13 protein-coding genes are annotated in these 11,149 nt (G+C 40.9%); 2 read left to right on the top strand and 11 right to left on the bottom strand.

The genetic code is table 11. The features are described from left to right. The first annotated feature begins 144 nt into the window (after window positions 1–144). A complete protein-coding gene (locus tag N0M92_RS00905) occupies window positions 145–567 on the top strand; it encodes a pyridoxamine 5'-phosphate oxidase family protein (RefSeq protein ID WP_260284091.1) in 423 nt (140 codons plus the stop codon). Between the two features lie 94 nt (window positions 568–661). Here N0M92_RS00905 and N0M92_RS00900 read toward each other — a convergent pair whose 3' ends face one another. The 8 genes from N0M92_RS00900 to N0M92_RS00865 form a co-directional block, all read right to left on the bottom strand. Continuing rightward, the gene (locus N0M92_RS00900; protein ID WP_260284090.1) at window positions 662–1,708 is read right to left on the bottom strand and encodes a M42 family metallopeptidase; all 1,047 of its coding nucleotides are present in this window, start codon (window positions 1,706–1,708) and stop codon (window positions 662–664) included. 92 nt (window positions 1,709–1,800) lie between these two features. Continuing rightward, the gene (locus N0M92_RS00895; RefSeq protein WP_260284089.1) at window positions 1,801–1,938 is read right to left on the bottom strand and encodes a hypothetical protein; all 138 of its coding nucleotides are present in this window, start codon (window positions 1,936–1,938) and stop codon (window positions 1,801–1,803) included. Between the two features lie 31 nt (window positions 1,939–1,969). Further along, window positions 1,970–2,158, bottom strand: coding sequence for a hypothetical protein (locus N0M92_RS00890; protein WP_034314269.1), 189 nt, complete (start codon window positions 2,156–2,158; stop codon window positions 1,970–1,972). A gap of 109 nt (window positions 2,159–2,267) precedes the next feature. After that, a complete protein-coding gene (gene opp4A, locus N0M92_RS00885; RefSeq protein ID WP_260284088.1) occupies window positions 2,268–4,034 on the bottom strand; it encodes an oligopeptide ABC transporter substrate-binding protein in 1,767 nt (588 codons plus the stop codon). A 19-nt stretch (window positions 4,035–4,053) separates the two neighbouring features. Beyond that, complete coding sequence (locus N0M92_RS00880; RefSeq protein WP_387600252.1) at window positions 4,054–4,953, bottom strand: ABC transporter permease; 900 nt, start codon at window positions 4,951–4,953, stop codon at window positions 4,054–4,056. 22 nt (window positions 4,954–4,975) lie between these two features. Continuing rightward, window positions 4,976–5,941 (bottom strand): oligopeptide ABC transporter permease, encoded by a 966-nt coding sequence (opp4B, locus tag N0M92_RS00875; RefSeq protein ID WP_260284086.1) that lies wholly within the window; start codon window positions 5,939–5,941, stop codon window positions 4,976–4,978. Between the two features lie 15 nt (window positions 5,942–5,956). Then, entirely contained in the window at window positions 5,957–6,883 is a 927-nt protein-coding gene (locus tag N0M92_RS00870; protein WP_260284084.1) for an ABC transporter ATP-binding protein, read from the bottom strand. After that, window positions 6,861–7,886, bottom strand: coding sequence for an ABC transporter ATP-binding protein (locus N0M92_RS00865; protein WP_260284083.1), 1,026 nt, complete (start codon window positions 7,884–7,886; stop codon window positions 6,861–6,863). Before N0M92_RS00865 ends, N0M92_RS00870 begins: the two co-directional genes overlap by 23 nt. Window positions 7,887–8,378: 492 nt before the next feature. Here N0M92_RS00865 and N0M92_RS00860 point away from each other — a divergent pair, with 492 nt between their 5' ends. Then, window positions 8,379–9,014, top strand: coding sequence for a Bax inhibitor-1/YccA family protein (locus tag N0M92_RS00860; protein WP_260284082.1), 636 nt, complete (start codon window positions 8,379–8,381; stop codon window positions 9,012–9,014). 168 nt (window positions 9,015–9,182) lie between these two features. Here the strand turns inward: N0M92_RS00860 and N0M92_RS00855 are convergent, their stop codons facing one another. The 3 genes from N0M92_RS00855 to N0M92_RS00845 all read right to left on the bottom strand — a co-directional run bounded on the left by N0M92_RS00855 (window position 9,183) and on the right by N0M92_RS00845 (window position 10,954). After that, a complete protein-coding gene (locus tag N0M92_RS00855) occupies window positions 9,183–9,725 on the bottom strand; it encodes an acyl-CoA thioesterase (RefSeq protein ID WP_192203801.1) in 543 nt (180 codons plus the stop codon). 132 nt (window positions 9,726–9,857) lie between these two features. Then, window positions 9,858–10,397, bottom strand: a complete 540-nt coding sequence (locus tag N0M92_RS00850) for a M15 family metallopeptidase (RefSeq protein ID WP_397443792.1) — start codon at window positions 10,395–10,397, stop codon at window positions 9,858–9,860. A gap of 74 nt (window positions 10,398–10,471) precedes the next feature. Then, window positions 10,472–10,954, bottom strand: a complete 483-nt coding sequence (locus N0M92_RS00845; RefSeq protein ID WP_260284081.1) for a DinB family protein — start codon at window positions 10,952–10,954, stop codon at window positions 10,472–10,474. Window positions 10,955–11,149 lie beyond the last annotated feature (195 nt).

The raw sequence follows: 11,149 nt of genomic DNA, 5'->3' as shown, positions 1-11,149 counted from the left end.
CATCATGAAACAGAACACATAATGACTAGTATGGCAACTTCTTTCAATCTTCATTCATAAAAATGGCAAACTGCATAATTTTGTTTAACTTAAAGGAAAAAGAGGAAAAGTAATAGAGTAAAAAAATAAAAGGAGTGTGCAAAAATGAGCCAAACCCAAATAAAAGAAAAAGTATTGAACATCATTCGTGATCATAAAATAGGAGTATTATCTACAGTTGAAAACAACAAACCACATTCGCGCTATATGACATTCTTTAACGATGAATTAACTTTATACACACCAACGAGTGGAAAGACGGAAAAAACTGATGAAATTGAAAAGAATCCTAATGTTCATATTCTGATCGGCTATGATAATGAAGGATTAGGCGATTCCTACTTGGAAATCTCAGGTACCGCGAAAATAAACGACTCACAGGAATTGAAGGATAAATTATGGAACGATTCATTTGAAGATTGGTTCGAAGGTCCGAAAGATCCCAATTATTTAATCCTTCAAATTAAACCGGAAAGCATTCGGTTGATGAACAACAATGGTGAACCCCCACAAGAATTATCATTATAAATCTTTATTTGTCACTCACGAGTATAAGAAAATTCTCGCTAAAACAAAAAAAAGCCCGCACTCATCTGATTATGAGTGCGGGCTTTTTTCACGATTAAACCAACTCTGATTGGATATAATGCAAAATCAGATTGGCTGTATGCTTTAATGAAGAGACATGCGTCCGCTCGAAGGCATGTGAAGCATCGATCCCCGGTCCGATCAGACCATGTACGACATCATATCCTGCCCGGATCGCAGCGGAAGCGTCCGAACCATAATATGGATAAATATCGACGCGATAGTCAACAGCATTTGCTTTGGAAAGGGCGACTAGATGCTGACGTAATTTATAATGATAAGGACCCGAGGAGTCTTTCGCACAAATGGAAACGCTGAATTCATCCGTCGATTGTCCGTCACCGATCGCTCCCATATCGACAGCTAGATATTCGACTGTTTTCTCAGGGATATTGGAATTGCCGCCATAGCCGATTTCTTCATTGTTTGAAATCAGGAAATGGGTCGTATATGCCAATTTTATCTTTCCTGCGGAAATGAGGTCAATGATATGAAGCAGGATGCCGACGCTTGCTTTATCATCCAAATGCCTTGATTTCAAAAAGCCGGTATCCGTAACTTCCACCCTTGGCTCGAAGGAGACAAAATCTCCAACAGAAATGCCAATGGCTTCCGTTTCCGCTTTAGTTTTCACGACAGCATCTATCCGGACCTCAATTGTTTCATCATCACGCTTGGCATCCCCGGCATTTTTATATACGTGGACAGAGGTCTGATTGATTAATATGGTCCCGGTGATAATTGCTCCGTCAGCTGTGTGGATTTTACAATACTCCCCTTCCACTGAGTTCCAGCGAAAACCGCCGATCATCGTCAATTTAAGGCGGCCATTTGTCTTGATTTCCTTTACCATGGCACCCAGAGTATCGACATGGGCAGTCAGCAATCGATGTTTGCCATCATCTTCGCCTTTTAATGTAGCAAGCACTGCACCTTTATTCGTGATTTTGTAAGGAACCTTCCTTTGCTCCATGAAATCGGCCGCGTATTTAATGGCCTGATCTGTATAGCCGGAGGGGCTGGGTATGGATACCAATTCTTTTATGTAAGATACGATTTCTTCCTCTTTGATAACACTCATGCATATCTCTCCTTTCCTCTTTGTTCATTATATCTTTTCATGGCAACTTTTAACATATTAAAAGACCGCCAAAAGACGGTCCTTTAATCGATTTAACTGATATGAGCCAGAACAGGCAAGATGGCCATAACTAATGACGAAATGCCATATAATGCTAAATTCTCCATATTAACTTTTCTTTTCCACTTTTCGCGCCATACTTTGTATCTGCTCATTTCTTCGTTCCTCATAAAAAAACCTCCTTCATGATGAAAGTTCAACTTACTTCAACTGTCTTTGTTTGTTGGACATTTCCTTCATATATTCCAAGAAGGCAATTCTCTTTTCGTCTGGATAGGCTACAATGTCAGCAATGATTTCCTCTTCAAGAGGTTTCAGTAACCGGCCAACCGATTCAGTAAACAATATTTCTAACTCTCTCTTTGTTTCATTAGGATTTCTCACTTCCATCCATATCACCCTTCCAATTACTTACTATTATCTATATAACCTTTATCCACTTCAATGAAACGCAAAAAAATCGACCGCCCATAAAGGCAGCCGATAGTCATCAATTAAATTATTTCGTTACACCCACATTATGCCACTGATATTGGCGGCCTGCGAGATAATCATAACCTGTAACGCGTTCATTCACTCCAGCCAATTGATAACGGAATAATGTCGGAATGACCGGAACTTCATCATGGATCAATTCTTGCCACTCATTATACGTATCGATCCGATATTGATCATCAAAGGCTTCCTCTGAAATCCCTTTATCAAGAAGCTCATCATTTTTTTCATTCACCCAGCGGGTATAGTTAAATTCCGAAGATCTAGCCCATAGACCAGATGGATCCGGATCGGAAGCCACTCCCCATGCAGCTGAATAAACATCAACTTGATCATTATCCTTTTTCAATAGGTCATAGAATGAATTGAACTCATGCAGCCTACCATCCTGCAATTCAACGTCCAAACCTACTTGTTCCCATTGTTGGATATAATACCTTGCAAGAGGCTCGGAAACATCGGAACCGCTCATGGAAGCAAAATTGATCTTGAACTCTTTTCCATCTGAATCTTCACGAATGCCATCATTATTCGTATCTACAAATCCTGCTTCATCCAAAAGTTTTTTTGCTTTTTCAGGATCATATTCATATGGTTTTACATCTTTATTATTATATTTAAAGTTCGGTGTAATGACAGAGTTGGCAGGGAAGCGCAGGCCCTTGTACATCTTTTCGCCAACTTCTTCATTATTGATGGCATATGCCATCGCCTGACGAAGGCGTTTGTCTCCAAATTTTGGATTCTCATCCATAATATTTTCTTCTTTTTCTTTATCATAATAGCCGAAATTGAAACCAATATAGGAATAAGCCAATTCAACTTTCCCCAATAATTCGACATTATCCAATTCCTTGGCCTGATCATATTGCTCAGCCAGGACCTCTGCTACATCGAGGTCACCATTTTCAAGTGACTTGACGACAACAGACGGATTCACGACTTTTAATGTGACACTGTCCAATTTAGGTGCACCGCGATAATAATCTTTATTCGCTTCGAATTCGACTGCTTCCCCCTGAACGATTTTCTTCACTTTGAATGGTCCAAAGCCAATCGGATTTTTACGGATTTTATCCGATGATTCCAACTCTGCAATCGGAACATCTTTTAAGTATTCTTTATGAAGCGGGTATGTCCATAATCCAGTCGTGACGGAAGGATTCGCTTTTTTGAATGTGAAAGTGATTTTCTTGCCGTCGACTTTAATGCCTGAAATCTTATCCGCTTTCCCTTCATGATACTCTTCCATACCCTCGATTAAAGCCATTTGTTCATCATAGCGTACACCTTTGTAATCTTTGCTGCCTATGACAAGATATGCATATTCTAAATCGGCACCTGTCAAAGGCTTTCCATCTTGCCAATTTACATTATCCTTAATCGTCAGCGTAACCGTTTTATGATCGTCTGAAATCTCATAGGAAGCGGCCCCTTCATTCGTGAACACATAGTTTTCGTCTGTATCCAATAAATCTTCATCATCCAGGAAAGTGATGATTTGATGATCTGGTTCGCCTTGATAGAAAACTTTGTTTAATATCCCTTCAAACGGGGTATCGGATACCAAACCATATGTCAAATGGCCGCCTTTAATCGGCTCCCCTTGATTTGTCGTCTTTGTCGGGAATTTAGAGGTATCGACCTGTTCGACATCTTTCCCTTTTTTCTCTTTCGTTGACGTTTTCTCCGTATCATTCGAACATGCAGCAAGCAGTAGAGACGAAATGGCCAATGCACTTAATACCTTACTATAGCTTTTGATTTTCATATCCTACACTCCCCTTTTTTTATCCTCTTCTTTGTCTTGCATCGGCGGCGCGTTTTAACGCTTGGCCAACGAAATTTATACTCAGCATCAACACTAGAATCATGAGTGATGCGGGTACCCATATCCACCACTTGTTTTCCAGAACATCTGGATTTCGAGCATAACTGATGAGCGTCCCTAAACTCGGTGTGCTCTCCGGAAGACCGAACCCTAAGAAAGTCAAACTGGATTCTAGGCCAATATTTCCTGCAAGGTTCAAAATGAAGTTGACGATGATCAACGAACTGACATTGGGCAGAAGCTGAAACAGGATGATTTTCCAATGTGGTGTCCCTAGTGTCTGTGAGGCGTGGATATAATCCAGCTCACGCTCAGACAAAGCCTTCGAACGAATCAGCCGTGCCTTACCTGTCCATAAAAACATCGTCATGATTAAAATGAAAACATATACATTGAAGATCGGCACAATCGTGACTACAACGATGATGAACATCATTTGCGGCAGGGCAATCACGAAATCGATAATACGCATGATCACATTATCGGTTGCCCCGCCGAAATAACCCGCCAGAAGCCCTAATGATAAACCGATGATAGCCGTGAATAATGTAATGAATAAACTGATCGTGAATGAATTCCTGGTACCTACTATTAGTTGTCCGAATACATCCCGGCCACCATAATCGGTTCCAAGCCAATAGTCTGAAGATGGCTCCAAATAAATGGAGAGGAAATCGACCTTGGCAATTTCTTTGGCATCCATGAAGAAAGCCGCACCATAAACAAACAGCAATATGGCTGTTAATAAAATCAATGAGCCCATGGCAAGTTTATCCTTTTTGATTTCCTGCCAGATGATTTTGATTCCTGAAGGGCTTACATCTTTCACTTGTATGTTCTTTCCGGTTTCCACTTTCATTTCCATATGACTCACCCCGCTCCTATTCTATCCGTATGCGCGGATCGACCGCACTAAGTATGATGTCCGAAAGAAGGGTGCCAAGCAGAGTGGCAAATCCCGTCATCATGACGATGGCCGTGACAACGCTGAAATCCCGCAGACTCACCGAACTAAGGAAAAGCTGCCCAAGGCCCGGATAACTGAAAATGGTCTCGATTATGACCGCACCGCCGACCAATCCAGTAATTTCATAACCTAAGAATGCTGCTATAGGTAAAAAGGAATTTCTCAGGATATGCCGTGAATATACTTTTGATTCAGGCACTCCCTTCGAACGCGCTGTCCTTACGAAATCCTTGATTTTATTGTCGATGATTTCATTTCGCAAATATTGGATCGTACTTGTTGTTGCAATTAAAGCTGTACTTAAAGCTGGTAAAATCACATGATTGATTTTACTTACAACATAGGCGAACGTTCCTTCATCCACTTTTGAATCGACACTGCCCCCAGACGGGAACCAATCCAGGGCAAAGCCGAAAACGAATAACATGATTAAAGCAAAAATGAAAATCGGCGTGCCAAATCCTAAATAGCTATATCCCGTAACGGTTTTATCCACCCAGGTATCGTTATACCTTCCGCTAAGTATGCCTAATGGAATAGCAAGCATATATGTAAAAATCAGCGTGACCAACGCCAGGAACACCGTGTTCCAAAGCCTGTCTTCGATCACATCCATGACGGGCGTCTTATGTGTATAGGAAATACCGAAATCCCCCTGTACTGCATTGGATGCCCACCTAAAATATTGTTGGTACCAAGGGTCATTCAAACCCAGTTCTTCCCTGATCCTATCAAGCTCGGCTGGATTGGCCCTAGGATTGATTTCCTGGCCTGACAGTGCATCTCCGGGCATTGCTTTTGCCATCATGAAAACGATGATGCTCAATAAAAAGAGCTGCGGGATCATTACTAATAATCGTCTTAGGATAAACTTCCACATAGTCCTTCCACCTCCTTATTGTATTGCGACTCTATGTGTTGATGAGATTGGCTTCAAATCGTAAGCACGTCCATTCTCATCGAAATATTTTGAGTAGGTAGACTCATATTCCGAGGTGAGTTTTTTTCTAAGCTGCACTTTATCTTGGCGAACTTCCGGCTCCAAATCCGGAATGGCCGCAATCAGGCGCTTCGTGTATATATGTTGGGGATTTTCATAGATTTCCTCACTTTTTCCTTCCTCTACCAATCTACCGCGATACATAACACCCATCCGGTCACACATATGCCGGATTACGCCTAAATCATGCCCGACAAATAAATAAGTCAAATTGAACTCTTGTTGGAGATCCTGAAGAAAATTCAATACCTGTGCCTGAACGGAAACATCCAATGCTGACACCGGTTCATCCGCAATGATCAGTTTAGGTTTCAATGTCAATGATCGGGCAATCCCAATCCGCTGCCGCTGCCCCCCTGAAAATTCATGAGGATACTTGTAAATCGATTCAGGACTCAGTCCGACTTTGTCCAAGAAGTCCTGTACGATTTTCTTTTCCTCTGAAGGGGATAACCGTTCGAAGTTCCTCAGCGGTTCGGCAATGATGTCCAGTACCCTCTTCTTCGGATTCAATGATGAATACGGGTCTTGGAAAATCATTTGGATATCTTTTCTGAATGGTTTAATTTCTCTTCTACTTAGAGAGGCTAAATCCCTGCCTTCAAATAGGATTTGTCCGGATGTCACCTCATTCAGTTTGACCACTGCCTTGCCTGTCGTGGACTTGCCGCTTCCGGATTCACCGACCAAGCCATATGTTTCCCCTTGCTGCAACTCCAAGGAAACACCGTCCACGGCCTTTACGTGATCGACCACCCTTCGAAAAAAACCGCCCCTTATCGGAAAATGCACTTTGAGATTATCTAATTTGAGTAATGTCATTGGTCGTTGCATCTCCTTCAGCTTGAAAATAAAATTCTTTATAGCAGGTACAGCGCACTAAATGATCGTTGCCCACATCGTGAAGCCGGGGTGTCTCTTCATGCGCATGTTTAGGTATCCATGGAATCCTATCTTGGAAGCGACATCCTATCCGATCCATTTTCGCTATCGATGGAACGATTCCTTCGATAACGTGCAAACGGTTTTTCTCGTTTGCAGCAGAAGGTATCGAATTTAATAACGACCTCGTATATGGATGAAGCGGATTGTTGAATATCTCTTTAACACTTCCCGTTTCCACTACCTGACCTGCATACATGACAACGATCCTGTCCGCGACCTCTGCTACGACGCTCAGATCATGTGTTATTAAGATGATCCCCATTTTTGTCCTGCTCTGGATATCTTTCAGCAGATCAAGTATTTGCGCTTGAATCGTAACATCCAGTGCCGTCGTGGGTTCATCGGCGATGACCAGTGCAGGGTTGCAAGCAATGGCAATCGAGATCATTGCCCTTTGGCGCATTCCCCCCGAGAGCTCATGCGGATATTGTTTGTACGTCCGTTCAGGATATGGAATTCCCACTTGTGTCAAAAGTTCGATCGTCCTGTTCTTTTTTTCAGCACTGGAGAGTTCAGTATGGTAATCAAGATTCTCCTCGATCTGTTTTCCGATGGTCATGAGCGGGTTCAAAGCCGTTAAAGGTTCCTGGAATATCATCCCCAATTCCTTACCCCGGACTTTATTCATTTGTACATCATTCAAGTTTAGTAGATTTTGACCTTTATAATTGATATTTCCTTCGGATTTCGTTCTCTGCCTATTATGTAATTGAATGATAGATAAGGCCAATGCACTCTTTCCACAACCTGATTCTCCAACAACTGCTACAATTTCATTTTCATTCACCGTAAACGAAACATCATCCACCGCTGCATGATATTTGTTGCCGATTCGAAATGAGGTAGTTAGGTTCTCTATTTGCAAAATAGCTTTCTTCATTCTTGCTCCCCCTAAACTATTTTATCGGGAAAATAATTAATCTTCTGATAATTATCTAGAATTTTAATCAATTTTTTACAATTATACAATAGGTTTTATAGAAAATAATCACATTTTTTTCATATTTTATAACTTTAAGAATAATTTTCTGCAATAAAAAATCGTTTCCTTTATAACGGTTATACAGTAAAGTTTTGAAGTCCGATTAAATGTAAAGAACCAATAATTTTTAATTTACTATTCCAAGATAACAACCTTAACGTTCATATCTATTTATTGACCTTGTCATTCTACATACCGCAGAATGGTTCCAATTAAATTTTTTTGATATTTCAGAAAAGTTAGTATATTTGTAAGGATATCATAAAACAGGTAATTATTTCATATATATTTCAATACTAAAAAAAAAACACTTTATTTTCATTAAATGGCATGAAACCTTTTTAAAACAGATTCGTAGAAAATGGTAGAAAATAAATGGTAGGTGTTTGAATGTATTCACAAACTGTACAAACATATATGCCGTCCGTCATGCGGACGTTCGCTTTGTCACTTGCCGTTTCCGTTTTAGGGATGGCTCTCGGCACACTTGTTCCGTCATCCTTGTTTCTTCCCTTAGCGATACTTGAGATCGCGATGTTGATTGGAGCATTCATATTGCGGAGGAAAAAAGCCATCGGTTATACATTTTTGTATAGCTTCACATTGATTTCAGGAATTACGACATATCCGATCATTGCACACTACCTAGCCGCTGCAGGGGCAAATGTGGTGATCCTGGCAGGTGTTACGACTACAGTTGTATTTGGTGGACTGGCGGTATATGCCACAACCACGAAAAGGGACCTTTCTTTCTTGGGCGGAATGTTATTTGCGGCCTTGCTAGCTTTAGTGGTCATTAGCATTTTCAACATTTTCTCTCCATTAAGCTCTACAGCCATGCTGGTCTTTTCCTTTATTGGGATTTTAGTTTTCAGTGGTTATATTTTATATGATTTCAACCGAATGAAGCATTACGGGGTAACAGCCGAAGAAGTACCCCTCATGGCCTTGAATCTATATCTAGATTTCATTAACCTATTCATTAACATCTTGCGCTTCTTCGGTATTTTAGCAAGCGATGACTGAAAAGCGGATATGATCAAACATAAAAAAGACGCTTGGGCTTATCCAAGCGTCTTTTCACGTTTCTTTCCCATACAGATAATGCCCAAAAACCAATGGCGATTAATAAAAGACCAAATCGCATTGAATTTGGTCAAAATCATCAATAAGATTGCTGAAGGGATGCGTATCTTATTTATATAATCCAGGCTTCGATTGATCGGTCCATGGCAGCTTCACACCGAAAGTACTTGCAATGAACTGTGTATCTTCCCTTCTTTTTTTCCTTATTTGGGCCCGTTGTTTTGCTGATTCATTTAAATTCATTTCCATCTCTGTTTCAGGAACCAAACGCGGGACCGGAATTGGTTTACCTTCTTCATTAATGGCAACAAATGTCAAGAAAGAAATGACACATAAATTCCGATCTCCTGTAACTAAATCCTCTGCAATCACCTTTACGATGATTTCCATTGATGTTCTGCCCGTATAAGTCACGAAGCTTTCAAGGCAGACTGCATTTCCTTCGTGAATAGGGTGCAGGAAATCGACAGAATCAGTTGATGCCGTAACGACGTTGCTTCGCGCATGACGCATGGCTGATATAGCCGCCACATCATCAATATATGCCATTAATTTGCCTCCGAACATCGTACCAATATTATTTGTATCCGGCGGGAGGACAAGGCTTGTTTTTATGACCAAAGAGTCCCGGCAATATTTTGTTTCTTCCATGGTGACTGCACTCCTTTATGTCTGATTTCTCACTATTCCACTTTATCGAATTCTTACCTGTAAAGCAATTCACATGCTTATTTTCCTGCTTTTAGTCAAAATTTATGCGGCATACATAGAAACCACTCACTATCACTGCCCTTTTGACCGCTTGCCTTGTTGCAGCTCACGCAGGTTAAAGCCAAATGTCATTTGTAAATGCGGATAATCCTTGAACCCAGCCCAATCCCCTCCCCAATCAAAACCTAACCCTTTAGCGATGGTTACAACTTCCATCCAATCCGACTTTCCATTATCGTTGCCGTCATAATTCATATCCCAAATGGCCTCGCCTTGTTTGTTAAGGAGGGCAAAATCTATCGCCAAACCGAAATTATGCAGCGACTCGCCACCTCTTGCATTCGTTACTATGTTGCCCGAGCCTGATCTGCCCTTTTCATAGAGTTCATTTTGCTCGGCTACAGACCGGAACCCCGCCGTAATGATAATCGGGATGCCTTTGTCATCAGCCAGTTGAATGAGCTCGTCTTTTTTTTCGGCGACGATCGGATTCAGCTCGTCAGTCAGTTCGATTTCATCTAGATCAGGCGGAAGCATATACTTGAACAAGAGCCCTAGCATCAATCCGAAAAAGCCCAATACCATACATGTCCTTACCCAAGTGGCTTTCACTGAAAAATCCTTCCTTTACGAATATCTGTCCGAAAGTGAAAAACTCAACCAAAGACGGATGAGTTTTTCTTCTATTATAACTTTGCTTTCAATTCTTCAATTTGTAATAAATGCCGTTTTTCATGCAGTCCCACGAATGGGATCCATTGCTTCAAGCTTAAATCTTTAAACAAAGGGTGTGAAAAAGATTTTTGTTCGAGATCAATTTCCTTTGCTTGGTCAACGACCCGTACAAAAGCTTTTCGGGATTCGGACAACTTTTCCTTAATCTCACTCAAAGTTTGGTATGATTCTGACGGAATGACAAAGGACGGGGCCTGGACCTTCATTTCACGATTTAAAGTAAGCTCGATCGGTTTATCCACAGCAGGAATGCTATCATCGCTTTTCAATTTATCGGAAATGCCCTTTGTAATGGCCCTCTCCATTAAATATAAATGATCCAAAACCTGCATGATGCTCCATCTTCCTGGTTCAGGATGGGTGTTTAGCTGTTCATCCGTTAGTCCGGTGACCGCATTTAAAAGCTCTTCCCTGACTTTTTCATTTTCATTCACTATTAGCATCTCCTCTTATCAGCTTCGCTAATCTCCTTTAATTATTCCATGTCCTATATGAACGTGTAAAATAATTAAACTTTTTGACTGAAATGAACCGCTTAAAAGTTGTCTATTCTTTGAAAAGCTCTATGATAGTCATAAAGGCAAAATCCATCTAATTCAAATGACTTTCAAAACATCAAGGATAGTCTA

Origin of the sequence: Peribacillus aracenensis (assembly GCF_025175645.1) — a bacterium.
Classification (GTDB): domain Bacteria; phylum Bacillota; class Bacilli; order Bacillales; family DSM-1321; genus Peribacillus; species Peribacillus aracenensis.
This window is presented reverse-complemented; position numbering and strand designations above follow the sequence as displayed.

Excerpts from the sequence above, each read along its gene's own strand:
- N0M92_RS00870 (WP_260284084.1), bottom strand. The coding sequence starts at position 6,883 with ATGACATTACTCAAATTAGATAATCTCAAAGTGCATTTTCCGATAAGG.
- N0M92_RS00860 (WP_260284082.1), top strand. The coding sequence starts at position 8,379 with ATGTATTCACAAACTGTACAAACATATATGCCGTCCGTCATGCGGACG.
- N0M92_RS00900 (WP_260284090.1), bottom strand. The coding sequence starts at position 1,708 with ATGAGTGTTATCAAAGAGGAAGAAATCGTATCTTACATAAAAGAATTG.
- N0M92_RS00895 (WP_260284089.1), bottom strand. The coding sequence starts at position 1,938 with ATGAGGAACGAAGAAATGAGCAGATACAAAGTATGGCGCGAAAAGTGG.
- N0M92_RS00890 (WP_034314269.1), bottom strand. The coding sequence starts at position 2,158 with ATGGAAGTGAGAAATCCTAATGAAACAAAGAGAGAGTTAGAAATATTG.
- opp4A (WP_260284088.1), bottom strand. The coding sequence starts at position 4,034 with ATGAAAATCAAAAGCTATAGTAAGGTATTAAGTGCATTGGCCATTTCG.
- N0M92_RS00905 (WP_260284091.1), top strand. The coding sequence starts at position 145 with ATGAGCCAAACCCAAATAAAAGAAAAAGTATTGAACATCATTCGTGAT.
- N0M92_RS00865 (WP_260284083.1), bottom strand. The coding sequence starts at position 7,886 with ATGAAGAAAGCTATTTTGCAAATAGAGAACCTAACTACCTCATTTCGA.
- N0M92_RS00855 (WP_192203801.1), bottom strand. The coding sequence starts at position 9,725 with ATGGAAGAAACAAAATATTGCCGGGACTCTTTGGTCATAAAAACAAGC.
- N0M92_RS00880 (WP_387600252.1), bottom strand. The coding sequence starts at position 4,953 with ATGAAAGTGGAAACCGGAAAGAACATACAAGTGAAAGATGTAAGCCCT.
- opp4B (WP_260284086.1), bottom strand. The coding sequence starts at position 5,941 with ATGTGGAAGTTTATCCTAAGACGATTATTAGTAATGATCCCGCAGCTC.